Source organism: Bdellovibrio bacteriovorus, from assembly GCF_001592735.1.
In the GTDB taxonomy this organism is placed as follows: domain Bacteria; phylum Bdellovibrionota; class Bdellovibrionia; order Bdellovibrionales; family Bdellovibrionaceae; genus Bdellovibrio; species Bdellovibrio bacteriovorus_D.
In genome coordinates this window covers 171,681-198,395 of sequence record NZ_LUKE01000003.1, presented here as the reverse complement: position 1 = coordinate 198,395, position 26,715 = coordinate 171,681, and the positions used below count along the sequence as shown (strand labels likewise).

The 26,715-nt window shown below is 44.3% G+C and carries 18 protein-coding genes; 7 read left to right on the top strand and 11 right to left on the bottom strand.

Annotated features, from left to right (window positions below; genetic code table 11):
• Positions 1–132: 132 nt before the first annotated feature.
• From treY to AZI86_RS13310, 7 genes are read right to left on the bottom strand one after another with little or no spacing between them, the layout of a single operon-like run.
• On the bottom strand, positions 133–2,664 hold the full coding sequence (gene treY, locus AZI86_RS13340; protein ID WP_061835697.1) for a malto-oligosyltrehalose synthase: 2,532 nt from the start codon (positions 2,662–2,664) through the stop codon (positions 133–135).
• Complete coding sequence (locus AZI86_RS13335; RefSeq protein WP_061835696.1) at positions 2,630–5,065, bottom strand: DUF3536 domain-containing protein; 2,436 nt, start codon at positions 5,063–5,065, stop codon at positions 2,630–2,632. The genes treY and AZI86_RS13335 overlap by 35 nt, the downstream gene beginning before the upstream one ends.
• Entirely contained in the window at positions 5,058–6,728 is a 1,671-nt protein-coding gene (gene treZ, locus AZI86_RS13330) for a malto-oligosyltrehalose trehalohydrolase (RefSeq protein ID WP_061835695.1), read from the bottom strand. The genes AZI86_RS13335 and treZ overlap by 8 nt, the downstream gene beginning before the upstream one ends.
• A complete protein-coding gene (gene glgB, locus AZI86_RS13325; protein ID WP_061835694.1) occupies positions 6,718–8,610 on the bottom strand; it encodes a 1,4-alpha-glucan branching protein GlgB in 1,893 nt (630 codons plus the stop codon). The genes treZ and glgB overlap by 11 nt, the downstream gene beginning before the upstream one ends.
• Positions 8,570–10,483: a 4-alpha-glucanotransferase gene (locus AZI86_RS13320; protein ID WP_061835693.1), complete on the bottom strand. Its 1,914-nt coding sequence runs from the start codon at positions 10,481–10,483 to the stop codon at positions 8,570–8,572. Before AZI86_RS13320 ends, glgB begins: the two co-directional genes overlap by 41 nt.
• Positions 10,470–13,790, bottom strand: a complete 3,321-nt coding sequence (gene treS, locus AZI86_RS13315) for a maltose alpha-D-glucosyltransferase (RefSeq protein ID WP_061835692.1) — start codon at positions 13,788–13,790, stop codon at positions 10,470–10,472. Before treS ends, AZI86_RS13320 begins: the two co-directional genes overlap by 14 nt.
• Entirely contained in the window at positions 13,787–15,802 is a 2,016-nt protein-coding gene (locus AZI86_RS13310) for a maltotransferase domain-containing protein (RefSeq protein ID WP_061835691.1), read from the bottom strand. The genes treS and AZI86_RS13310 overlap by 4 nt, the downstream gene beginning before the upstream one ends.
• Positions 15,803–15,993: 191 nt before the next feature.
• Here AZI86_RS13310 and glgX point away from each other — a divergent pair, with 191 nt between their 5' ends.
• From glgX to AZI86_RS13295, 3 genes are all read left to right on the top strand, one after another.
• Positions 15,994–18,111: a glycogen debranching protein GlgX gene (gene glgX / locus AZI86_RS13305; protein ID WP_061835690.1), complete on the top strand. Its 2,118-nt coding sequence runs from the start codon at positions 15,994–15,996 to the stop codon at positions 18,109–18,111.
• Between the two features lie 111 nt (positions 18,112–18,222).
• Positions 18,223–20,451: a bifunctional alpha,alpha-trehalose-phosphate synthase (UDP-forming)/trehalose-phosphatase gene (locus tag AZI86_RS13300; RefSeq protein WP_061835689.1), complete on the top strand. Its 2,229-nt coding sequence runs from the start codon at positions 18,223–18,225 to the stop codon at positions 20,449–20,451.
• Positions 20,444–21,571 carry a mechanosensitive ion channel family protein gene (locus AZI86_RS13295; RefSeq protein ID WP_061835688.1) on the top strand — a complete coding sequence of 376 codons (1,128 nt, stop codon included), beginning with the start codon at positions 20,444–20,446 and terminating at the stop codon, positions 21,569–21,571. The genes AZI86_RS13300 and AZI86_RS13295 overlap by 8 nt, the downstream gene beginning before the upstream one ends.
• An 11-nt stretch (positions 21,572–21,582) precedes the next feature.
• Here the strand turns inward: AZI86_RS13295 and AZI86_RS13290 are convergent, their stop codons facing one another.
• On the bottom strand, positions 21,583–22,377 hold the full coding sequence (locus AZI86_RS13290; RefSeq protein WP_061835687.1) for an SDR family NAD(P)-dependent oxidoreductase: 795 nt from the start codon (positions 22,375–22,377) through the stop codon (positions 21,583–21,585).
• Between the two features lie 111 nt (positions 22,378–22,488).
• Between AZI86_RS13290 and AZI86_RS13285 the strand changes: the two genes are divergently transcribed.
• The 4 genes from AZI86_RS13285 (at position 22,489) to AZI86_RS13270 (ending at position 24,485) form a co-directional block, all read left to right on the top strand.
• Positions 22,489–22,992 carry a hypothetical protein gene (locus AZI86_RS13285; RefSeq protein WP_061835686.1) on the top strand — a complete coding sequence of 168 codons (504 nt, stop codon included), beginning with the start codon at positions 22,489–22,491 and terminating at the stop codon, positions 22,990–22,992.
• Positions 22,993–23,035: 43 nt separating this feature from the next.
• Positions 23,036–23,308: a hypothetical protein gene (locus tag AZI86_RS13280; RefSeq protein ID WP_061835685.1), complete on the top strand. Its 273-nt coding sequence runs from the start codon at positions 23,036–23,038 to the stop codon at positions 23,306–23,308.
• 184 nt (positions 23,309–23,492) lie between these two features.
• Positions 23,493–23,909, top strand: coding sequence for a response regulator (locus AZI86_RS13275; RefSeq protein ID WP_061835684.1), 417 nt, complete (start codon positions 23,493–23,495; stop codon positions 23,907–23,909).
• 30 nt (positions 23,910–23,939) lie between these two features.
• Complete coding sequence (locus AZI86_RS13270) at positions 23,940–24,485, top strand: cysteine hydrolase family protein (RefSeq protein ID WP_216635916.1); 546 nt, start codon at positions 23,940–23,942, stop codon at positions 24,483–24,485.
• A 58-nt stretch (positions 24,486–24,543) separates the two neighbouring features.
• On the opposite strand, the gene AZI86_RS13265 is transcribed toward AZI86_RS13270, so the two are convergent.
• Genes AZI86_RS13265 through AZI86_RS13255 form a run of 3 tightly spaced genes read right to left on the bottom strand, consistent with a single transcriptional unit; the run spans position 24,544 to position 26,706 of the window.
• Positions 24,544–24,801 carry a DUF6496 domain-containing protein gene (locus tag AZI86_RS13265; protein ID WP_061835682.1) on the bottom strand — a complete coding sequence of 86 codons (258 nt, stop codon included), beginning with the start codon at positions 24,799–24,801 and terminating at the stop codon, positions 24,544–24,546.
• 3 nt (positions 24,802–24,804) lie between these two features.
• The gene (locus AZI86_RS13260) at positions 24,805–25,506 is read right to left on the bottom strand and encodes a DUF6766 family protein (RefSeq protein WP_061835681.1); all 702 of its coding nucleotides are present in this window, start codon (positions 25,504–25,506) and stop codon (positions 24,805–24,807) included.
• A gap of 24 nt (positions 25,507–25,530) precedes the next feature.
• Positions 25,531–26,706: a zinc-dependent alcohol dehydrogenase gene (locus AZI86_RS13255; RefSeq protein ID WP_061835680.1), complete on the bottom strand. Its 1,176-nt coding sequence runs from the start codon at positions 26,704–26,706 to the stop codon at positions 25,531–25,533.
• Between the last annotated feature and the right edge of the window lie 9 nt (positions 26,707–26,715).

Genomic DNA, 26,715 nt, shown 5'->3' with positions numbered 1-26,715 from the left:
TTCGGCAAGGTGATGAGTTTCTTGAAATATAAAACACTAAAAATCGATTCCATCCAACTCTTCAAGAAATCTTGAGTCCCTAACCCTCAAGTAATTCATGTAGTTTCCATCGAAAAACATGACAGGCAGGGCCTATAGAGACCTTAAAACCGCGACCGGGCCTCCGGCGAACATTTTATCTAGCTTGTTTGTCTCACGATCATAAGAGGTCTTAGTTAAAATGTTTTCCCACTTCCGGGGCGCATGTGCCGGCAAAGTGAACTTTGTGTCTGCAAAGAAATCGACATCCAGACGGACCGCCTCTTCAGAATGATCTACGCGAGTAAGAAATCTTGGCAGCACGACCCAAAACCATTGATCCTTATAGCGGCGCAAATAAGAAACAAACTGTTGCTGGTACTTCCCCCGCACGGGAACTGGAATATACTCCCCGTGCAAAAACACGTTGGCAAAGCGATTCCGCATTTGCAGCAATCGCCACGTCATTAATAACTTAATCTCTCCCGAACGCCAGTCTTTCGTCACTCGAATTAAAAGCCTTGATGGAGAGCGCTTGAATTCTTTTTGAATTCTTTCTAGCGCTTCTTTTCTTACATCATAATCCACCGGACGGCGATTGTCGGGATCCACAAGGCTTAAATCCCACATCTCGCAGCCTTGATAGAAATCAGCAACTCCCAAGGACGTTGTTTTAAGAACCAAAAATCCTAAAGAATTAAATGCCCCATAAAAAGAAATCACCGACGCAAACTTTTTCATTTTTTTGAAAAGCTCTCGTTGCTCTAAAGAGTTCGGGGTCAGGATCTGCTCTATGAAATTCTTAACTCGATTTTCATAAGCGGTATTTACTTCCAACCAACTGGTTTCAAGCTTGGCTTCCCGAGAAGCTTTAATAGCATAGGCCTGAATGCGCTTCACATAGTCTTTGGTGATTTTACCGTCCATCGGCCACGCACCCAAGACCGTTTCCGCGATAAAATAAATACTTCTTCTTTCCAGGCCTTTGCTTAAAGACTTGTCAGCCACGATTTCTTCATACAGATGTGCCCACTGTTCTGAAAGCTCAGAAAGCACATGCACCCGGGATAAGACATCTTCGCTGCGTTTTGTATCATGCGTGGAAGAAGTGTTCATGCTCAAGGGAAACTGCCGGTGTTTGAGGCGCTGAAAGGAATTGTATTCCGTCACCGCGTCCCCCAACCAGTCCGGCTCCCCGCCGACGCCGTTCAGTGATAAAAGCGGGCAATAACGATAAAGGGCCGTATCCTCTAAACCTTTCGCCATCACGGGACCTGACAACTGCTCCCAACGTTTAATAGCCAAGAACAATCCCTCAGGCCAGTCCCCTTTTTTTTCTAAAACTTGCCGAAACCATTTAAAAGCGTGACGATCGCCCGTGTGTTTTCCTTCAGCCTCGGCGATGGCTTCGGTGAGCCAGTGATATTGCAAAGGCTCTTTTTTCTGAGCGTAAGTTCGATACACCCTTAAAGCCGCGGTCACCTCGCTAATTACTTGCGACAGATGACGGTCTGTAAAGCGTTTTTTCAAAAGCCTTGGAACTTGTTCATAAAACAAAGCGGTGATGAATTTAAGCTCTGAAGAAAAATGTGATTGCAGCACCTGTCTTTTGCTATCGTACACACAGTCATGAAATCGGTGCCAACGATCTTCGATATTTTTTAAATAATGAGAGTCCAAATAAAGTAAACCCGGCACATAGACAAAAAGTCTTGCCGCCACATTTGAAAACTCATATCCGGTGGAACCTAGAACAGACCAGTAATGGGGCAGACTTTCTTTTTCGCCCAAGATTTTTTCCACCCAAATATGGGGGGTTTTTCGATGCAGCCGTGACAGATACTGTCGAGGAAAGGTCAATCCGTCAACGTGATCAATGCGCAGACCTTGAATCTCGGGGTGTTTATTCATCAGCTCAAAGGTCTTTTTATGAAACCACGAAAAAACCTTCGGGTCCTCCATCCGAATTCCAATCAGGTCATTGATATCAAAAAAACGGCGATAGTTGATTTTACGGCTCCCCTGACGCCAGTCCTCTAAGCAGTAATATTGCGATTCAAGAATCTGTTTTAAGACCTTCGCTGAAGGCCGCTTGGCATCTAAAATATTTTGAGCCGCTTTATTTAAGGGATATAGCGATTCATAGACCATGAGCTGCCATTCTTGCCCTTGCTTGATCACTTTGATATCCCCGTCATTAAGGACTTCCAAACGCGACTTGCCTAAGACCGGTAAAATAATCGGATCTTTTTGTGGGTCTGTGGTCTTAAGATCAAAGGTGTTCCAGTACTTTGAGGCTTTGCCATTTTTAAGAACGTCATACCAGTACGGATTTTTTAAATTGCAGGCCAAGTGATTGGGAACAATATCTAAAATGAGGCCTTCTAAGTCAGAACTTCGCACCTCTTTAATAAGTTTAATGAACTCCGCCTCGCCGCCTCGTTCAAGACTTATTTTTTCTGGATCCGTGCCATCATAGCCATGATTACTGCCGGGCATGGATTCCATAATGGGTGACAGATATAAATGGGAAACGCCTAATCTTGCCAAATACGCAACAACATCCTTCGCATCCTGAAAACGAAAGTCTTTATGCAGTTGTAAACGGTAGCTAGTGCGAAAGGTGTTGAGTGGTTGTTTTTTCATGAATATGTACCTTTAAACGTCGTCCAATACTTTCACAGAGTGCATTTAATTCGGCGGTTTTTTCTATCGGCCAAGAAAGTTTTTTGGTCCAAGCAAAAAACCAATTTTGCACGAGACCTGTTTCCATCCCGAAAGGAAATTCTTCATTAAGTTCTAATAGAGCTAAAATGCTTTGAAGAACAGAAAGGCTGGGATTTGCGTTGAATTCTTTAGTTAATTGTAAAACACGCTTTTCTAAATCTAAGGCCAGCGTGTCCCAATCGATTTTCGAATGCCACATTTCTGCTTCCTGCAACCAGTGACGGATCTTTGCGATATCCAACCGATCCGACGTCAGCTCTTGGCGTAAATTGCGATTTTCAATAAATTCGGCCACATTCAATAAAACGCGGGGCAAGTCCATATGAGCGTTAGCAAGATAGCGCATTAACGGGAATTGTTGCTCGTAGAGTCGATCTAAACTTTCCTCGGTCTCGGCAAGGGCTTGCTCTTTGATATTATCAACAACCCAAAGTCTTTCATCTTTAACAAGGTCTGCAAGTGAATAGATGTTTTCGGGAAAGAGGCGATCAATCACGCGAACGGTGCCGTAAAAGTCCCCGCGCTCAAAAGATTCACGCACTTCATTCACTAAACTGAAATAATCATCGGCATTTTCAAATCTTTTGACTCCCACACTGATATTGTGGTCCCCCAGATGAAGCGCGGCAAAGACCACCTGCTGGCGTTCTAAAGTAGATCTTAGACGAATGCGCGCATGCCCGCAGACCAAGTGGGTTTTCCCTGATTTCCAAGACTTAAAGTCAATCAAAGTTATTTTACTATTATAGATTTCATTGGCCGTAGCGAATTTCTTAAATAACGAAGCCACGGCAAAATGCACGCCGATCTTAAAGAAATCGACTTGGGATTTTTCCGCGAACCTTTCAAAAACCTCTTTGCCGTTTTTAAAAGATTCAATATTGGATTCACCCTGCTCAATGATCTTTAAAAATTCTTCTTTTAAATTTAAGTGAAAGACAGATTCACAGAGCTCAATAGCCCTAAACGCATATTGCAGATTCTGAACAGTTTCAATCCCCGAAATATCATCGAAAAACCAGGCGCAGCTGGTATAACTAAAGAGCAAATACTTCTGTCCTTCAAGGGCTTTAAGAATTTTTGTGATCTCATCATCCGCAAAACGATGTTCCGGAAACCATTGACCCAAGAATGCTTCCACATTTCCAAGGCCGTTATTTAAGATAATATCAATATAGTCATTGCGAATAGCCCAAGGATCCACCTTGCGGTCGTGCATGAATTTTTCATAAGAAGCTAGGGTGTGATCTCTTAAAAAATCAAAGCCCTGACGCAAAGGTGTGCGCCACTCTTGATTCCATGCCGGATGAGCCCCGGTCGCACAACCGCAATCGCGGTACCAGCGCTGCACCCCATGTTCACAACTCCAAGAAGACGATTCAAAGATTTGCGCTTCGTCCTGAGGAGGATGCAGTTCCAGATACTCGCCGTAATTAGTGATACGCGCATGATGTCCCTGCTGTAAATACCAAAGGGCATAAGATAAGGCCATATCGCCGTGACGGTGATGATGACCATAGGTTTCCCCATCCGTCGCGATATGCAAAAGCTGAGACTCTTCGCGGTGGTGATCAAAGCCTTGAAGCAAACGATGTGCAAAGGTTTCACCATTATGTAACAGACCTTCAAAAGCCACGGCCTTAGAGATCGGCCCCTTGTAAAAAAAGGCGGCGATACTCCGCCCTGACGGCAAGCGAACTAAGTATGGTTTTAACGGATCCACCTGCTCGCCGGTGACATCTTTCCAGGCTTCATTTGTATGAAGGGATCTTATCGCACGGGCTTGCCTTGGGGCCAAGATCACGTATTTCAGACCGTGATCAGCCATAATCTCTAATGATTCAATATCGACGGCCGTTTCAGGCAACCACAAAGATTCAGCAGTACGCTTAAATCTTTTTTCAAAATCCTTTAATCCCCAGATGATTTGGGTTTCTTTATCCCGGCGATTTGCTAAAGGCATAATTAAATGGTTATACCCTTGCGCAATGGCCGATCCATGACCGTTAAAGTTTTTAAGGCTTAAACGATCGCCTTCTAAAATTTTCTGATAGGTATCGGGATCTTTTTCTTCAAGCCATGATAGTAATGTCGGACCAAAGTTAAAACTGGTGGTCGCATAGTTGTTGGTAATATCGATGACGTGTCCTTCAGCATTTAAAATGCGTGAAAAGCCATTAGGTCGATAACATTCGTTATTAATACGCTCGTTCCAATCGTGAAAGGGATAAGCAGATTCTTGCAGTTCAATGTCCCCTAACCATGGGTTTTCCCGCGGAGGTTGATAAAAATGCAAGTGCAAGCAAAGATATTTATTCATAAGACACCTCCGCCGTATACGGAGATTGAAGCGATATGGAAAGCTTAAACTGATTTTTAAGCTGAGCCTGTAAAACTGAATTCACGATCTTCACTTCTAAATCCGGATGATTCCAAACTTTCCGGCGACGCAACTCCTTAGATGTATTAATTAAGGACTTATAGAGCGCGGTGAATTTTTTCCCTCTTTCCGAATTTAATTCAGACCACTGCGGCTTAGATTTATTAAAGGTTTCTTCAGCACCGGGATCTGGAATCTCCCCTTTCCAAGTGAAGGCAGCAAACTCTTTTTTTCTGCCTTCGCGCACGGCGGTCCGTAATTCTTTATCAGTATGATCCACAAAATAGGCAAAGGGATTTGACTCTCCAATTTCTTCCCCCATAAAGATTAAGGGCATCCCACCAGATAGAAGATTTAAGGCCGCGGCCGCTTTTAGCTTTTCTTCATCCACGAGTGACCCCAATCTTTCCCCGCGAGCGCGGTTGCCTATTTGGTCATGATTCTGTGCGCAGACTACCAAGCGATGGCGATCTTTTAAGCTGTAAGGCCTTCCATGGCGGCGTTTTCTAAAATCCGAATACTGCCCACGAAAATAAGTGCCATGCTTAAACACGTCTAAAATCTTTTCTTCGCCCACGTAGTCTGAATAATAACCTTCGTTTTCTTTGGTTAAGTTAGAATGAATGCAATGATGAAGATCATCGGCCCACTGAGCATCAAATCCTAAACCACCCTCACGGGTGGATTGCAGAACTCGCGGGTCATTGCCATCACTTTCGGCAATCATCCAAACATGGCGATCTAATTTTTCTGCCAAGTCATGAGCTAGATCAGTGGCTTCGGCTAAAAAAGGTCTGGCGGACGTATCTAAGATCGCGTGGATCGCATCTAAACGAAGCCCATCGAAATGATATTCTTCAATCCATTGGCGAACATTCTGTAAAAAATAATGGCGAACTTCATCGCTGTGTTCGCCATCGAAATTTAAAGCTTCGCCCCACGGGGTTTTGTATTTATCTTGAAAGTAGGGCCCCCACTTCGGCAGATAATTTCCCTCAGGCCCCATGTGGTTATAAACGACATCTAAAATAACGGCGATGCCGTGTTTGTGACATTCATTCACTAAGCTTTTTAATTCTTCTGGTGCGTTTTTTTGCCCGTAAGAGTTTTGTGGCGCAAAAGGACTCACCCCATCATAGCCCCAGTTTCGTTTGCCCGGAAATTGAGAAACCGGCATGATCTCTATCGCGGTAATCCCCAGATCTTTTAATCGCGCCAAGTGATTTTTGACGGCCAAAAAAGTTCCTTCAGCAGTAAAAGTTCCCACATGCAGCTCATAGATAACAAGTTCCTCTAAAGGAACCCCTTTCCAACTCTGATCACTCCAGGAAAACGGCTCGTCCACCACTTGGGAGGGACCATGCACCCCTTCGGGCTGAAAACGCGATGCGGGGTCCGGCAGTTCCTCTTTTCCGTTCAGACGAAATTTGTACAACTGCCCCGCTTTAATTCCTGGGATACGGGCAGAAAAATATCCTTTTTCTTCCGGGCTTAATAAATGAGCTTCGGGCAAAAGAACTTCCACTTTTTCTGCTTGCGGGGCCCAAACCCGAAACTCGACATTATTGCCGCTGACATGGGCGCCGATGCGCTTAGTGTCCATCAGACTTCTCCCATTTTAAATATACAGCTCCCAGCGGGGGCAGTGTTACACACAAACTTTGAGGTCTGCCATGACCGGAGATGTCTTCTGAAGAAAGATCCGGCGAGTTCTGCACCCCACTGCCTCCATAACTTGAAGAATCCGTATTTAAGATTTCTCGCCACTTTCCTTTTTGCGGCACACCCAAGCGATAACAATGTCTTGGGATCGGAGTCATATTAAAGGCACAAAGAATTATGTTACCGTCCTTATCATAACGGAAGAAACTATAAACACTGTTGTGACTGTCCGAGGCATCAAGCCATTCAAATCCGGCGGGTTCGAAATCCATCACGTGCAGGGCGGATTCGGTTTTATAAATATGATTTAAGTCGCGCACCAGATCCTGAATTTGTTTGTGCCCGGGATTTTGCAAAAGATGCCAGTCTAAGCTGCTTTCATGATTCCATTCCGATTTTTGCGCGAACTCACACCCCATAAATAACAACTTCTTTCCGGGCATGGCATACATATAAGCATACAGCGTGCGCAAATTAGCGAGCTTCTGCCATTCATCGCCGCTCATTTTGTTATAAACGGAACCTTTACCGTAAACGACCTCATCATGAGAAATCGACATCACGAAATTTTCTTGAAAGGCATACATCATACGAAAGCTTAATTGATTTTGGTGATATCCGCGGTGGATCGGATCTTTACTGAAATATTCTAAGGTGTCATGCATCCACCCCATGTCCCACTTCATGCCAAATCCCAAACCTCCAATATAGGTGGGGGCTGAAACTCGGGGCCAAGCGGTAGATTCTTCGGCAATCGTATGAACATCGGGAAAATGTTCATACACGGCGCGATTAAGATCTTTTAAAAACTCAATGGCTTCTAAGTTTTCTCTGCCGCCATAGCGATTTGGAATCCATTCCCCCGATTTTCGTGAATAATCCAGGTACAGCATCGAAGCCACCGCATCCACGCGCAGTCCATCAATGTGGTATTTGTCTAACCAAAAAAGCGCACTGGAGATTAAAAAGCTGCGCACCTCATGACGGCCATAATTAAAAATCAAACTGTTCCAGTCCGGATGATAACCAAGCTTAGGATCTTCATGCTCAAAAAGAGCCGTCCCATCAAAATTGGAAAGCGAAAACAGATCGCTGGGAAAATGCGATGGCACCCAGTCTAAAATGACACCAATGCGGTGTCGATGAAGTTCATCCACCAAAAACATAAAATCTTGAGGAGTCCCGTACCGACTGGTCGGTGCAAAATAGCCCGTCGTCTGATATCCCCAAGAACCATAAAACGGATGCTCCATCACCGGCATCATTTCGACATGGGTGAATTGCATTTCTTGCATGTACTTAGGTAATTCCGCAGCCAATTCGCGATAAGTGAGCGAGCGCCCCCCGGCTTCTAAATTTCTTTTCCAAGAGCCTAAATGAATTTCATAAATCGACATGGCCTGATCGGCTTTTTGCACGCGCCCCCGATTTTTCATCCATTCGCCATCTTGCCAATCATATTGAAGTGAACAAATGCGACTGGCCGTGCGTGGCGGCTCTTCGGTATAAAAAGCATACGGGTCGGCTTTTTCTAGTGTTTGACCTTGCGCCGTCGTGACAATGAATTTGTACTGCTGACCTATTTTAGCATCACGAACAAAACCCGACCAAACGCCGGAGTTATCTAAAACATGTAAAGGATGTTGAGAATGACTCCAGCCATTGAAATCCCCAGCCACCGCCACTTTTTGGGCCGAGGGCGCCCATACAGAAAACCACACACCTTCTTTGGCTGAAGGATGCGCCCCCATCTGCATATAAGAGCGGTGGTGAGATCCTTCGTTAAATAGATATAAGTCTTCCGATTTCAAAATCGTCTGCATGAGTTCTCCGAGTATTTCTGAGTTCTTTTAAGCGCTTAATAAAATCTGTAAAATCTGGATTGGACGTCCACTGTTCTTGGCTGTATTTCAGTTTTCTTTGCCAGTTTGGAAATGACGAGCGCCCCGGGATATTTTGTGGTCGATCTTCAAGCCACAAATCTTCAATATTGATCAATAAAATTTCAGCCGGACTTTCAGCCATCTTGGTCATCATCTTAGGAAATAAATCGGCGTTGGATTTTTCAAAAAAATCTCGACGCCAAGCCGAGGTGTTTTCTTTTTTGACAAAGCCAGCAAAAGGAAGCATGTCATGCGTGCTAAAGGCCGCCAGGTTTTTAGGTGGAATTTTTTTAATGCTTTCGGTGGGATTTTTTCCTCCCTCAAAGACCATCAGCCACATACCAGAGATCTCATACTTTAAAAGATATTCTTGGACCATGTCTGGCACTGTCCCCAGATTTTCACCGACGGCGAGCACGTTGTTTTTATAGGCTTCAATTGCCACAATCGCAAAAAGCTCATCCCCGTTATATCTTAAATAGGCGCCACAATCGGCAGAAGAATTAGCGGGAATAACATAAAGACGATGCAGGGCCATCACATGATCTAAGCGCAACACACAAGATTTTTTCATATGATGGCGAAGAGTTTGAATAAAGTATTCGTAATGCAGTTCGCGCAAATGGATCGGGTCTAGCGGATTAAATCCCCAGTTTTGTCCGCCTGTAAACATGATATCTGGCGGAGCCCCCACACTCATCGATTTTAAGAAGTAATCACTAAAATAGGCACAATCAAAACTTTCAGGATGAACACCGACGGGATAATCAAGATAAAGATGTTTTCCGACGAGCGCCATTTGACGTTCCATGTGATATTGCACATAAAGATGATACTGTGTTTCTGTTTCTCGACCTTGAGACCGAAACTGCGCGTACTCTTTCACCAATGGTTTTTCTTTTAAAAAAAGAAGGTAGTCCTCCGGCAAGGTGTTCTTAAAAAACTCTTCTGCCAATTGGGAAAGAACGTTTTTCTTTAACCTAAAGACGGATTCGTAATCCACCCAGGCCGTCGCATTTAAGATTTGAATCTTATTTTGAAGTTCAAGATCTTTAAATCCTTCTGGAAGCAAATCAGGAATATAAAGATAGATTTCATTCCAAAATAATTTCGAACAGGGCGAGTAAGGACTGATATCTTTGTGCGGGCCTTCGTAAAAATTCGCTAAAAGCGGCAAGGTCCCAATAAAATCCACCCCCCAAGACTGGGCTTTCACTTGAAGATCATTAAGATCTCTCAAATCTCCGAGCCCCCAGCTTTTAGAGCTGTGCATGGCATATAACGGAGCAAATAAGCCCTGCAGCTTATCGGGGACCATTTTGCGCTTTTTGGGAGGAACCAAAAGGAGACACTTAACTTCACTAGCGCCTATCTGAAAAAACATTTGATGATAACCGACATCAAGATTTTCTTTTATGGAAAACTGCCAACGTTGATACGGCCCTTGAGTGGTTTTATATATCCTTTGGCTTTTTTCAAAAATGGGGGAAACCCGATGACTTTCCCCGTTTTCTTTTTTTAAGGTCACCTGCACCAACCGGACGTCGGTGTTTTCAGGCAAATAAACGGTAGAGCGCACCTGATCCTTATGCACGAGGAGGACTGGACTGATCAGACGAAATATTTTTCGCTCGCGGCGCTCTTCGATAATTTTTAAGGGGTCGGCATGTTCGATCTTTTTTTGGTTCAAGTGACAAACCACGGCCTTTAAAGTCGGCAAAGGAACTTTTATGAGCTTTTTATTCGCATCGATAAAATCAGTCTGCACCCCGCTCATGCGGGCCGCTTTTCGCCACAAATTAGCGTTTTTCACTTCCGTCCCCGTCTTCTAAAATCTCTAAAACTCCGGTTAAAGGAATATTCACCCAATCGGGGCGATTTTGGATTTCGTAGCCCACTTCATACAGGGCTTTTTCTAATAAGAACATTTTAAGCAGACTTTCAATCTGCCGATCTTCTTTTGGCAAAAGTTCACTGCCCGCCATTTTGTTTAAGTAAGATTTTAGGAATTCGACACTCATCCACGTGGTCCAAGTATGTAAGTGATCCATCAGCGAAGCCCGGTCTTGTTCTTTGATCACATACTTGCGATTTGAAAACTCGGCGACGTAGGCAAAAGATCTGATCATACCGGCCACATCTTTTAGCGGACTGCGCTTTAATTTTCTTTCCCCAAATCCGCGTGCGGGCTCTCCTTCAAAGTCGATAATCAAGAAATCTTCGCCCGTATAAAGGACCTGCCCGAGGTGGTAGTCCCCATGGATACGCGTACGCAATCCACTTAAAGGTACATGCTTCATATAAGCAAAACGATCATAGATAAGATTTTGCGCGGCCAATACTTTTTTAGCGAGCTCTAAGGTCTGACCCTCAAGTTGAGGTAGCGCATTTTCTAAAAGGTTTAAAACTTTGTCGGTCAAGTTTCTAAAACTTTGGAATACGGATCTTTGGTGGAAAGGTGTAAAAGGCTCCGGAATAAAGACCGGATCACGATCATCAGAACCCAGTGCGAGATGCATGTCGGCCGTTCTTTCGCCTAAAAGTTTAGCCAGCATCAAGGAATAACCAGCCACTTCTTGATAACCAACCGAAGGATTCATTTCGGGCAGCAATTCCACTTTCAAGCGCGGCTTCAACGAAGACTTTTCCAACATTGATTCAGTGATTAACCTTTCGCCTAATTGCTCCACTCGATTTACGATGAGGTTCCAGCCATCAATTTCATGTTTGACAACTTTTTGCACCACCGCTAACGAAGAAGCTTGGGTGCCGTGCAAATAAGAAAGATTGCCTAAATATTTCGAAGTGCTTTTAAAGTTCTTTTCACCTAAGTATCGGCCCAGTTCGACCTCTGGATTTTCACCTTCTTCGATGCGACGGTAGAACTTCATATAGTACTTATCACCAAATAAGACGGATGAATTGCTTTGATCAAAACCTTTAAACTGCGGCTCTGGAATTTCCTGATCGTCCTCCATATCATAAAATTCAGAGATGATCTTACCAAAAGATCCCGCGATATTTTGTTTGGTTAGCATGGCTTTTAAAAGGCTTTTACAGAAGTCTGCATCCATCAGGGCATCATAAACCACTCCATCATGGCCATTTGAGGTTTCCCCGATAACGACTTGGGGTTTTTCATCGCGCATTTTTTTAGCGCGCGCTCCTTTTGCATGGCCCAGCCCCAAAAGATAACTTTCTGCAAGACCTTCAGAAAAATGAACTCTGACAATAGCAAGACGTGCGGGTCCGACCTCGTCAGGCATAGGGATTGGGAAGCTTTCAACAAGTTCAATCGTACTGATACGTCGGTTTTTTCCGCTGTACCAACGACTGCGCATTAGATAGTGTTTAATTGATTTCGAAAGCGGCGCCCAGACTTTACGATCTCGCAAGGTCTGCAAAGGATCTTCGTCAAAGATTATAGGAGTTTCTTTAGTGCTCCATCCTGCTTTTTCAGCGGCTTCTTGTTGCGAAACTTGCAGCCAATAAAAGGAATAAGGGGCCAGGGTTAAAACATAGGCCCCCTCCCCGATCTTTGGAAATTCTGTTTGTCCAAAAATTTCCGTGGGCGTTGCGCCTTTAAATTCTGACAGGTTTAATTCCACAAACTGCGCATTGCGAGAAAGATTAACCACACACACAATGCCCTCGCCCTCAAGTTTCCGAACGTAAGACAAAACTTTGGGATTTGAATTGTTGATAAAATTAATTTTGCCTCGACTGAGCACGGGGTTCGAAGTTCGCAGGGCAATTAATTTCGTCATCCACCATAAGAGGGACGTCGGGTTGGCCCTTAGGTTTTCAACGTTAATGGATTCCGCATGGTATTCGGGAGTCGAAATCACGGGCAAATAAAGACGTTGCGGATTGGTTTTAGAAAAACCGGCGTTACGATCCAGATTCCACTGAAATGGTGTTCTTACTCCATCTCGATCCCCTAGATAAATATTATCTCCCATCCCGATCTCATCGCCATAATAAATAATGGGCGATCCGGGCAGTGAAAAAAGAAGACTGTTTAAGAGCTCTATCTGCCGGCGATCATTGCCCGCGAGCGGGGCCAAACGTCGACGTACACCTAAATTGATGCGCGCGCGAGGATCACTGGCATAGACCTTGTACATATAGTCACGCTCTTCATCCGTGACCATTTCTAAAGTCAATTCATCGTGATTCCTTAAGAAAGTCGCCCACTGGCAATTTTCTGGAATTTCCGGCGTTTGTTTTAAAATATCGATAATGGAGTAACGATCTTCCATTTTTAACGCCATAAAAAGACGCGGCATCAACGGGAAGTGAAAGTTCATATGACATTCATCGCCGTTGCCAAAATAATTAACCGCATCTTCGGGCCACTGATTGGCTTCAGCTAAAAGCATGGTGCCGGGATATTTCGAATCGATATAGGCTCTGAGTTTTTTTAAGAAGTCATGGGTTTCTGGCAAATTTTCACAGCTCGTCCCTTCGCGCTCAAAAAGGTAAGGCACGGCATCTAGGCGCATGCCGTCCACACCCATCTCCATCCAGAAATCAAAAGCTTGAAACACCGCTTTTTGCACTTCGGGGTTGTCAAAATTAAGATCTGGCTGGTGGGAATAAAAACGATGCCAGTAATAACTTTTGGCGACTGGATCCCAGGCCCAGTTCGAAGTTTCAAAGTCTTTGAAAATAATCCGCACGCCTTTATATTTTTTCGGATCATCACTCCACACGTAAAAGTTGCGCCAATAAGAATCTGGCGGCGCACGGCGAGATTTTTGAAACCATTCATGCTGATCAGAGGTGTGATTGATGACAAGTTCTGTGATCACGCGCATATTGCGGCGATGGGCTTGATGTAAGAACTCTTTAAAATCTTCTAAGTTTCCGTAGGCGGGATTCACTTTTGTATAATCGGCAATATCATAACCATCATCCTTTAACGGCGATGGATAAAAAGGCAAAAGCCAGATAGCGGTCACCCCTAAATTGGCCAGATAGTCCAACTTCTGGATTAAGCCTTGAAAATCCCCGATTCCATCATCGTTAGAATCAAAAAAGGCCCGAACGTGGAGCTGATAAATAATCGCGTCCTTATACCAAAGAGGGTTTTGTTCGTTCACTTGTCGCGTGATCATGCATTTGCTCCTGAAGCCACCAATTTATTTTTATGAGTTTTAAGTTTAAAAATGTGTGCAGGCTGATTGGGTCTTAATTCGACAAAATTACGCCATCCCCGCCAGGTGTAAAACACACCTGTCAGCAGATCTTCCATTTCATAATTTTCCGATTCCGCGATCTTCCAATCAATAAGCGGAAGCTCGACCAATCCCGATTGGGAACGTCGGGAGTCCAAATTCACAACCACCACGATTTTCTCATCCCCATGAGTTTTAGAATAAGCAATGATGCTTTCATTATCTACGGGATGAAAACGGAAGGTGCGATTTTGCTGCAGGGACGGATGATTTTCTCGGATCTGATTGATTTGTCTGATAAAGGGCGCCAGCGACCTTGGATCATCCAAGTTCCAGTTTTTCACTTCATATTTTTCGGAATGCAGATATTCTTCGCTGCCCTTTTCTTTAGGTTGATAAGACATCAACTCAAAGGCCGGACCGTAAATGCCATAATTGCTCATCAGAGTGGCCGCCAAGATGAGACGCTGCTTATAAACACCCGGATTATCTTCCTGTAAATGCTCGTGCAAAATATCCGGCGTGTTGGGCCAGAAATTCGCACCGAAATAATCTTTGAGCTCGGTTTGGGTAAGCTCGGTCATATATTGAGTGAGCTCCCATTTCACATTTCTCCAGGTGAAGTAAGTGTATGACTGGCTAAAGCCCGCCTTGGCAAGGTAAGCCATCATCTTAGGACGCGTGAAAGCTTCCGCTAAAAAAATCACTTCGGGATTTTTTAAGCGAACCTCTCGAATCAACCATTCCCAAAAATGGAAAGGCTTTGTGTGCGGATTATCCACCCTAAATACGCGGACCCCCTGATTTACCCAATAAGTCACCACACTTAAAAGTTCTTGCCACAGGGATTTCCACTCTTTGCATTCAAAATCAAAGGGGTAAATATCTTGGTATTTTTTAGGAGGATTTTCGGCATACTGAATCGTGCCATCCGGGCGATGTTTGAACCATTCTGGATGCGCTTTGACGTAAGGGTGATCAGGTGCACACTGAAAAGCGATGTCCATCGCAATTTCCATTTTTAGGGAACGTGCTTTCTCAATAAGGCCTTTGAAATCTTTTAAGGTTCCAAGAGCTGGGAGAATGTCTTTATGTCCGCCTTCTTTCGCACCAATCGCCCAAGGACTTCCCACGTCACCCGCTTCAGCCTTGGTACTGTTGTTTTTTCCTTTGCGAAACTCACGACCGACCGGATGGATCGGGGGAAAGTAAACAACATTAAATCCCATATCTTTAATATAGTTCAACCGATCTTGAGCCATCTTAAAGGTGCCATGAGGAATGTCTTTACTGACTGTTGAGCGCGGAAAGAATTCATACCAACTGCTATAGCGAGCCAAAAGGGGTTCTACTTGAATTGGCAGTTCATGGTCGTACCACACCGGATTTTCAAAGAATTCATTCATCGCCGCTTCAAGAACAGGACTGCTAAAGAAATTCAAAATTGTTTTTGGTGTCTGCGACTTTTCCGAACTCCACGTGCCTATCGTTCTCAGTGCTTCTCCTAAAATGTCTTTATGCTTGCCTTGAGGCGTATGGCGCCAGGTGTGCTTTATAATGGATTCACCGATTTGCAAATCAACCTTGATATCTTGTTGGGCATTGATGCGCTTTTTCAAATCTGTGGTCCAGGTCGTAAAGGAATCTTTGGCCGCTTCAATTTTACAAAGGTAACGGCCTAGCTTTTTGGGTTTAAATGAAGCTTCCCATTCATCATTGCCTTTGGAAACTAAATCGACCTTGGTGTAATTCTTTTCAGTTTCGTGTCGATACCACAATCGACCTTTGGGCAAGTCATGACCATGCACCAGCAAATGCGCGGTGATTTTTATTTCTTCGTCGATGTATCTTTTGATAGCGAATTTACCTGAATCTATCTCTGGCAAAACGCGATCTATCACGACGATGGATGGAGGATTTTCTGATTCATTAAAGAGCTTGTCTATCTGCATGGTACACCTACACGGCTCGAAAAAAGAGAAGAAGACGTAAGCAGCCTAATTCATGTTTACTAGAATAGAGAAAAACAATACGTCGATATTGTTAAGTCTCAAGGCTTGATGGTTTTCATTGCTTTGATAGGCTTCATTTTCAAAGATGCAACTACCTCAATAATGTACATTGATTGCGAGGAGGTAATTCTATGTCACGCGAGTGCTGGCGCGGCTCCCCCAACCCCCTAGGAGCTACGGTTAATAAAGATGGTGTTAATTTTGCGCTTTATTCAGAAAATGCCGAAAAAGTTTTCTTATGTCTTTACGATGACCAAGATCAAGAAACGGATCGCATCGAGCTTAAAGAACAAACCTACAAAGTCTGGCACGGCTTCATCCCGGGCATAAAACCAGGACAAGCTTACGGGTACCGCGTCGAGGGTCCTTTTGATCCAGAAAAGGGACATTACTTTAACTCTCATAAACTTCTGCTGGATCCTTACGCTAAAGCTCTTTCTAAAGAAATCCAGTGGGACAATTCTTTGTTTCATTATAACTTCGGTGGGGACGATGCTCATCGCAGTTTTAATGAACAAGACAGCGGCAAGAGTGCGGCAAAATCCTTAGTTATCGACGATAGCTTTAATTGGAGCTCTGATCGTCACCCGCAAGTTCCTTGGAACAAAACCATTATTTATGAGACCCACGTCAAAGGCGTGTCGCAGCTGCGAAAAGACATTCCTGAGAATTTGCGCGGGACTTATGCAGGACTTGCTCATCCGAATATGATTGAGCATTTTAAAACCTTGGGTGTTACCACGATTGAACTTTTACCCGTGCATCAGTTTATTGAAGACCAAACCTTGCAAGAAAAGTCTTTATCAAACTATTGGGGATATAATACAATTTCCTATTTCTCCCCGGCTTTAAAATATTCATCAACTCAAAATCCGGGCGACCAAGTACAAGAATTTAAAGCCATGGTAAAGACCCTGCACGCCGCAGGTTTAGAAGTTATTCTAGACGTCGTGTACAATCACACGGCGGAAGGAAATCATTTAGGACCCATGCTAAGCTTTAAAGGGATTGATAATGCCGCTTACTATCGCTTAAACCCCGAATCCCCAGAACATTACATGGACTATACAGGGTGCGGGAACACCTTGAACGTGCAAAATCCCCACGTCTTAAGACTGATCACGGACAGTCTGCGCTATTGGGTGACGGAAATGCATGTCGATGGATTCCGTTTTGATTTGGCTTCTGCTTTAGCGCGCGAAATGTTTGACGTAAATCAATTGCATTCGTTTTTTGCCATCCTTCAGCAAGACCCCGTTTTATCCCAAGTCAAACTGATCGCCGAGCCCTGGGATCTTGGCGAAGGTGGATATCAAGTCGGCAATTTCCCGGATTATTGGTCAGAATGGAATGATAAGTATCGCGACACCGTGCGCGGATTTTGGAAAGGCGAAGAAGGTCGTCTGGCAGATCTAGGATATCGTTTGATGGGCTCAAGCGATCTTTATGAATCCTCAGGCCGGGGGCCGTGCGCAAGTATAAACTTTATCACCGCTCACGATGGTTTTACGTTGCATGATTTGGTCAGCTATGATCACAAGCACAATGAGGCCAACAACGAGGACAACCGCGACGGCAATGACAATAATCACAGCGCCAATTGGGGTCATGAAGGCGAAACTCAAAATACAGATATCAATAACTTGCGTACAAGAATTAAGAAAAATCTTTTAGCCACTTTATTTTTATCTCAAGGGGTTCCGATGTTGACGGCCGGAGATGAACTGGGTCGCACTCAAAAAGGAAATAACAATGCCTATTGCCAGGATAACGAACTCAGCTGGATACATTGGGACGCTGCCGATCCTGATCTTTTGAACTTTACCCGAAACTTGATTGCCGTTCGTAACGAACACCCCGCATTTCATCGCCGTCATTATTTCGAAGGTGAGAGTCTTCGTCCGGGAGGAAAAAAAGACGTCTTTTGGTTTTTACCCAATGGCGATGAGATGACAGAAGAACAATGGACCCAAAACTATGCCAAATGCTTAGCGCTTTCTATAAGTGGCACTAACATCCAGGAATTTGATGAAAAAGGTCAACTGGTGAAAGACAAAGACTTTATTTGGCTCTTAAATGGCAGCGATCACAACATTCCATTTTCATTTCCGAAGTCTCTTCAAAGTGCACAATGGAAATTGATTATTGATACTAATCAAAAAAACTCGTTTCCACTAAAAGAAATGGATTTAAGAAACCCACTCAACCTGACTCCGCACAGTTTAATGCTCATTCAGAAAACAAACTAAACGGTGTCTGGTTAAAAGTTTTCTTTTAGCAAAAAGCGCAATGAAAAATTGCGCTTCGAAGCAATCTGCAATTATCTATCTTCTGGCTCGAAGTGTATTGTAGGAGATTATATGCTGACACACTCTAAAAGAATTTTTGTAAGTAACCGACTTCCATTCACTGCCAATACAAAAACCCAAACCCTCACTCGAGGTTCGGGGGGACTTGTTTCGGCGTTATTGGGAGTGAACTTAGAGGAGTCTTTTTACTGGATGGGTTTTGAAACCGATTCCGCGTCAGCCCGCCTGCTGGCAGAAAAAAGTCATGAGATTCAAAAAAACTTGATCTGTCACCCCGTTCTTCTTTCTAAAGAAATTTATGACACTTATTATGACGGAATCTCAAATGACTTGTTGTGGCCCTTATTCCACTATGAAACTCAATTAGCGGTATTCAATCGCGAAAACTGGGACGTGTATCGTCAAGCCAATGCCGTGATGGCCGAAGAGATTTTAAAAGTGGCCAATGAAGGTGACACCGTGTGGATTCACGACTTTCACTTTTTACTCTTGCCTAAAATGTTGAAAGAAAAAAATCCGCATATCAAAATCGGCTTTTTTTTGCACATTCCTTTTCCCGCAGCTGAAATATTCCGTCAGCTGCCGGTGCGAGAGGAAATCTTGCGCAGTCTGACGGCTTGTGACCTGGTCGGTTTTCACGAGCATTCCTACTTACGTCATTTTATTAGCTGCATGAAGGCTTTCTTAGGTGTGGATTCGACGCTGTTTAAAGCTGAAGTCGGCAATCACACTTTAAACTTAGGTGTGTACCCCATTAGCATTGACACCGAAGAATTTAAGCGCAAAGCAGAGTCGCCTAAAGTCGAAAAGCTGTCTCAATCTTATCGCACGCAAGGGACAGGTCAATTTAAGCTTTTAGGCATTGATCGTTTAGATTACACCAAGGGTTTAGAGTTAAAGTTAAAGGGCTTTCAAAAAGCCTTACGCATGTATCCCGAGCTGGTGGGAAAAGTCAGCCTTTTGCAGGTGGCGGTTCCGACAAGACTTAAAGTTCCACTTTATGGCGAGATCAAAAAAAACCTGGATCAGCTCGTGGGCGCAATCAACGGTGAATTTGGGACCCCTGATTATGTTCCGGTTCAATACATTTTTAAATCAATCTCTGAAGAAACTCTTTTAGCTCTATATCGTCGGGCCGATGCCACCTTGGTTACAAGTAAGCGGGATGGTATGAATTTGGTCGCTATGGAGTATGTGATTGCCCAAGACATTCAAACACCCGGAGTTCTTATTTTAAGTGAGTTCACCGGAGCGGCCTCTCTCTTGCCGGATGCTTTGATCATAAATCCTTGGGATGCGGAAATGGTGGCAAAATCCATTCATCGTTCGTTTACTATGCCCTTAGAAGAAAAAAGACAGCGCATGCACAATTTACAACAGACTTTGATGCGCTATTCGGCATCAGCATGGGCGGAAGGCTTTCTCGCCGATCTTGAACAACACGACGCCATGATTAAAAAAGACTGCCAAACTCTTCCGGCGTCTCCAGATCACTGGCCGTCGCAGATGCAAATTCATTTGCGATCTAATAAGGTCCGTTTGATTTTAGATTATGATGGAACATTAACCCCACTCAAACCGAAACCGGAGCTCGCGGTCCTAGATCCCGCCGTGCGGGAAGTAATTGCCAAATTAAATGATGATATCGAAGTCTTTATCGTCAGCGGTCGTCCTCGCAGCTTCTTAGAGGAACAATTTGGCAATATGCCCGTGAATTTAGTGGCGGAACATGGTGCCTTCTACAAACTTGCCGGACAGAAATGGCAAAGCCGTATTAATTCCGACATTCGCTCTTGGTATAATGACGTCAGCAGCGCGATGGAGTCCTACAGTGTGAAGGTCCCTTTTTCTTTTGTGGAAAAAAAGGAAGCTTCGATTGTTTGGCATTACCGACAATCCCCGCCGGAATTTGCGGATTATATGGCAAAAAAATTAGATGACGAACTCAACACCTGTTTGGGTAACCAGCCCGTCTCTATTATGATGGGTTCTAAAATCGTCGAAGCCAAGGCCAACGAATGTAATAAGGGCAGCTTCTTGCGCTGGCTGATGCAGTCCTCATTTCGGGACACCGCTTATTATATCTGCGTGGGGGATGATCGCACCGACGAAGACATGTTTAAGGTTTTAGAAAATAAGGGTGTCGGTATTAAGGTTGGTATGTCAGCGACATCAGCGTCTTATAGAATTTCCTCACAAAGCGAAGTCCTTTCTTTGCTGACGTCGATGAACACATTTATTCGTAACCAGTACGGTTTTTTGAGGAGCGCCAATGCTTGAACAAATTCCCCAAGATCTATTAGGTGAAGTCCAACAGGCCACTTCCTTAGGATGGCTTTTGATGCTGGCGATGGCGGCCGTCGGAACGATCGTTATCAAAGCCGCATTAAAATTTGTTAGCCTTCGTTTAGAAAAAATCCGATTACATTTTAAGGGTATTGCGGATGACATTATTATTGAGGTCCTAAACCACACCAAGTCCTGGGCCATCTTTATGTGGATCATGCACGGCATAGTTCAGAGTACCGAAGCCGCGTCCCCGGCAAAGCGGGGGGTCTTTATTGCTTTTGTGGTTTTGTCAGCCCTGCAAGTCGTGGTTTGGGGTTTAAGAGCCATCTCCGTATGGAAAGAAGGTTATCTAAAAATCCGCGTGGGCAAAGATCGCAGTGCTGCTTCGGCCATTGGACTTATGAGCACGGGTATCCAAGCCGTTTTTATCGCTGCCGTGATCTTGATGTGTTTAAGTAACTTAGGAGTGGATATCGCCGCCCTGATTGCGGGCTTAGGCATCGGTGGTATCGCGGTGGCTTTGGCCGCGCAAAATATTTTAGGGGATCTTTTCGGCTCGCTTTCAATTGTTTTAGATAAGCCTTTTGTGGTTGGAGATTTTATTGTTGTCGGAAACGACATGGGAACAGTTGAAAACATTGGCGTCAAGACCACTCGTTTGCGCAGTCTTTCGGGTGAAGAATTGATCTTTGCTAATAAAGACCTTTTAGAAAGTCGCGTGAAAAACTTTAAGCGCATGTATGAACGTCGTGCCGTTTTAAATTTTGATATCAGTTATTTTACGCCGGTGGAAAAACTGCAACAAATCCCCACTTGGATTGAAGGATTCGTCAAGGAACAAGATCTTTTACGCTTTGAGCGCTGCCATCTTTCCACTTTCACCGACAGCTCTTTAAAATACGAACTCGTCTATTGGGTGACCGATCCTGATCAAGGAAAATATATGGATCGTCAGCAAGCCCTGATTTATAAAATCTTAGGTCGCTTTGAAGAAGAAGGCATTTCATTTGCCCTGGGCAGCCGCTCGCTGATTATTCAATCTGAAGAATTAGAAGACGCTCCCCGCCCCTTGGTCGTCAGCAACCAGCACGGCCAAGACGTGGCCCATTAGCTAAACGCGGCCTATCTATTGGCCGCTTTAGTGGGTTTAGACATACTTCCATGCATACGTGTGACGGCAGAGTAAGATAAAAATCTTGCCGTGAATGATTGAAGCTTATTCATCATCGAGCCCGCCACACATATATCATCCCCCCTCATCAGCGCGGCAAAGCCTTGCTCGGCCACGCGAGCGGGATGGTCTTTTTTGGATTTGCCGACGATGGTGTCCTCCATGCAAGCTCTTCTAAAAAATCCCGTTTCCGTGGGACCGGGCAAAAGGGCGGTGATCGTCACACCCTTATCTTGAACTTCGTATCTTAAGGCTTCGGCGAAAGATAAAATAAAGGACTTTGTCCCCGCGTAAACAGACTCATAGGGTCCCGGCATCAAGGCCGCGACGGACGAGGTGAATAAAATCTTTCCGCTTTTTTGCGCTAACATATCATTGAGCACAAGCTTCGTTAGATGGATAGTGGAAATCACATTCAGTTTTACCATGTCGATTTCACGGTGCAGTTCCGTTTTCGAAAAGCTCGCGCCACCTACACCGACACCTGCATTGATTGCGATGGCATCAATGGGCCTGTTTAACGCTTTAATACGACTGTACAGGAGTTCAACGCCTTCGCTGTCGCGAAGATCCATTTCCAATACATGGACCTGCGTCCCGAATTCACGGAACTCTAATTCGGCGTTATAGATCCCTGGGCTTTCAGAAGTGATAAAAATATCATACCCGTTTTGGGCGAATTGTTTAGCGAGCTCATACCCTATGCCGCTTGATGCGCCAGTGATCACTGCAAGTTTTTTTGCCATTTTTTGATGCCCCTTATTTTAACAAAGCCTCTTACAACAAATTTACGCTAAGTCTATTTTCTGCCAAGCTTAAGATGGTCTTTTGTTAGAAAGACATGAAAGAGAGGTCTTATGAATTTACTTTTGCGAGGCGCTTGGGCCAGCGTCATGGCCACAAGTTCGATGACCATGGCCATGTTTAAAATGCATCAAGGTCTAGATTCCGAAGAACAGTCCCCCCTGCCTCCAGCCCTTTTAACGGATGATATCCAAAGAAAAATCGGTCTTGCTCCCAATGCCGCAGCAGAAATTAAAGAAGAGCTGACGATGTTTTCTCACTATGGCTATGGCGCTTTAGGCGGGATGACCTACAGCGCCCTCACCCAAAAGAGTGAAATGCATCCTTTGCTTAAAGGATCTTTGTTTGGATTAGGAGTTTGGGGAGTGAGTTATTTTGGCCTTATTCCCGGATTGAATCTTAATCCTTCGGGAACGAAGATGACTCCGTCAAGAAACGCCATGATGCTTCTTGCACATCTCGCTTGGGGTGCAAGCTTAGGATTTGCCGAAAATGAACTCAAAAAACGCGGGAAAACTTTGCTTGACGGAAAATCCAATCCGCACAAGCTGCAATAAAAATCAAAACACTTACTTCAAAACACTTACTTAAGGAGACTTTATGAAAAAATATTTAGTTCTGCTCGCTTTTGTTTATGCTGCTTCAGCGATCGCCGCGGACACTGGACACGGCAGCAACAACCAAGCGGGGCATAGCAACGATGGCGGAAAAAAAGATGCGACGATGGAAACAAAATCCACCGCCGATCATTCCGGCCAAAAAATGGGATCTAGTGAAGGCAATGACGGCAAAAAGAAAAGTTCTAAACAGGGACCGCGTTCCATGCAAAACACAATCCCAGGAACTAACACCACGCCTCCACCACATAACTAATAAGTGAGGATTTATACTTACAAAATGCAAATATACAGCAGAAAATAAATTGATCCCCGTGGAGTTTCGCCTAAAATATTTCATAGATGAAATTTTAGAAATCTATTGGCCCAGGCCTTGATTCCACGGGTTGTCCTCTTTTATTCTTACTTAAGTTTTGAATTTTAAAGAGGAGACAATCACCATGATGCAAGAACTTAATTTAAATTGTTTTGCGAATCCTAAAGTTCTCGTCGTTGACGATTGCCTGGATTCAGTGCGACTTATTTCGACTGTTTTTAATCACTATCATTGCGATGCGGATATTGCTTTTGATGGAAAAGATGCGCTGACCTTGATGCGCACCAGAAAATACGATCTGATCGTTTTAGATTGGAATATGCCAAACTTGGGGGGCTATGACACTCTGTCAGCAATGGAAGACATGTGGAGTTCAGAACCTCGTCCTAAGCGCATGCCGGTGCTTATTTATACTTCGGCGAACTATTCGGATCTGATCGTGCCCGAGTTAAAACATTTTAAATATGTCGGCTTTATCGACAAATCAAAGTCACTGGCGACAAAAATTAAAACTGTTGGGCAAACGCTGAGCTTAATTTAGAAAATGAAACCCAACGACAAACCAACCAAGGTGAAATCAAAAACGGCCTTGCTGATTATTGATATGCTCAACACCTTGGACTTTCCCGAAGGGCCGATGCTGGCTAAGCAGGCCCTGCCCGTGGCAAAAAATATTTTAAAACTAAAAAAGAAGATGGCAAAAAGGGGTGCCGCGGTCGTCTATGTGAACGATAACTTTGGCAATTGGAAATCCAGCTGGGAAGAAGTTTATAAAACCTGTGCGGCTCCAAAAAGCCGAGGCCGAGAGATCGCAAAAATTCTGCATCCCGACCCTGAAGACTACTTCATCTTAAAACCGCGCCACTCCGCTTTTTATTCAACGAATTTAGAAGTATTTCTGAAAGACCTGGGAATTGAGAATTTAATCCTTACCGGCGTGGCGGGCAATATTTGCATCCTTTTTACCGTGCATGATGCTCATATGCGCGATTTTAAAATCACCGTACCAAGGGACTGCATCGCCTCAAACACCAAGACACTGAACGATCAGGCCTTGGGTTTGATGAAAAATGAATTAAAAGTACAGACACCCATATCCGCCAGTATCAGTCTGTAACAGCAACCCAGCTGCCGATGAAGCACTAAGTTGCCGTTGTAGCTAAGCTTCGGCAAAATTACTTCCGGGAAGCTTTTTTGCGGCCGGTCTTTTTCTTTGAAGCCTTTTTCTTGGTGGTGGCCTTTTTTCCCGTTTTCTTTTTTGGCACTTTCTTCCCCTTCGCGCGGGCCTCAGAAAGTCCTATGGCGATAGCCTGCTTACGACTTTTCACCGTACCGCCTTTACCGCCGGGGCCACTTTTAAGCTTTCCCTTTTTCTTACGGCGCATTGCCGACTCAACGTCTTTACCTGCTGATTTAGAATACTTTCTTGCCATGATCTATCCCTCCGTCATGCTGTGAGGCGCATCCACGTCTTTGGACTGTGAAGAGCCTTTTTGTCTAAGATATATTGAAAAGACCACTAAAAGTGCGACTGAAACGAATTCACTTTGCCAGTTCTGCATGGTTTGAAACCAAAATTTGCTTGAGGCAAAGAACTCTAAAAATTCTAAAGGGGCTTCATTGTAAAAAGATCTCTCCAAGTTTTCATTTTTCCAGCCACCATAACCTTGTAAAAACCAAGAAATAAAAAATAAAACCAATAATGTGATGGATAAAGAGTAACTGTATAGAAACTTCCACACCCCGCCCGCTTTTAAAGGCCAGGGATGGCCTTCACGGGCTAAGAGAGCTTTCTTCTGAGCTTCTTCGAGCTCTTCAATTTGGCTTTCATAAGGATCCTGTTTTTCTTCCGGTAGTTTATTAGATTCAGAGGAGCCGCGCTGATACAAAAAGGCCGTAAGTATCACATAGAGACCCATCTGAAAGAATTCACTTTCCCAGTTCTCAAAAGTCGCCTCGATAAAATGCCCACTGCTTAAGTATTCAGACATTGTCACCGGAGGCCGCCCATGGCGTTCTAAGTCTTCATTGAAATCCACTCGCCCAATAAAGAACTGAGAAAGAATAAACACCAAAAATAAAGAAAACATCACGATTGAAAGACCATTGTTTTTAAAAATCTTTTTTAGCTTCGTCATGCTCTCTCCTACAAAAAAATCCTGCTAGTGCATTTTAATAACGACCTTGCGGTATTCCTCTTTGTTGTCATTAAAGTTTTTATAAGCATCTGGCCCTTGGCTGATATCGATGCGGTGACTGATAATTTCAGAGGGATCGATTTTTCCTTCAAGGATCAGATCTAATAAAGGCTTCATATATTTTTGCGTGTGGGTTTGTCCCATACCGAATTTTAAACCTTTACCAAAGGCCGCACCAAATGGGACTTTATCTAAAAGCCCACCATAAACCCCAGGAATGGAGACTGTTCCGGCCTTACGGCAAGCTTGCATGCATTGGCGAAGAACATCGGGACGATCCGTCGCTAGCGACAACGCCATTTTTGCTCGGTCCATCATCGCCGTCACCGTCTGTCCGTGAGCTTCCAATCCCACGGCATCAATACATGAATCCGGGCCCACACCACCAGTCAGATATTTTATTTCGTCTAAAATGCCATCCCCGGTTTTATCAAAGTTGATGACTTCCGCCCCGGCCTCGGCGGCTAATTGCAGACGACTTTCATAGTGATCAATGGCGATCACTCGCTCGGCCCCCATTAAGAAAGCACTGCGAATAGCCATTTGACCGACGGGACCCGCGCCCCAGATGGCCACGGTGTCGCCTTCTTTAATATTGGCATTTTCAGCAGCCATCCAACCGGTAGGAAAGATGTCACTTAAAAATAAAACCTTTTCGTCATCAATCCCTTTGGGAACAACAATTGAATTTGTTTCGGCGTAAGGGACGCGCAAGTATTCGGCTTGTCCCCCGGCGTAGCCACCGTAAATATGGGAATAACCAAAAAGGCCCGCCCCGCTAGATCCATAAAGCATTTCCGCGATATGCGCGTTGGGATTAGAGTTATCACAGACCGAATACTCTTCATGTTCGCAGTGCCAACATTTGCCGCAACCAATATCAAATGCCACCACGATTTTGTCGCCGACTTTAAGATTTTTCACGGCAGATCCTACTTCGACAATTTCTCCCATGTTTTCATGGCCCAAGATGTCGCCCTTTTTCATAGTTGGAATCACGCCATTATAAAGATGCAAATCCGAGCCGCAGATGGCGGCCGTGGTGATTTTGATAATCACATCTTCAGGTCTTAGAATTTTTGGATCACGGACATTTTTAACGGCAACGCTTTGTTTGCCTTCCCAGGTAAGTGCTCTCATAAATAATCC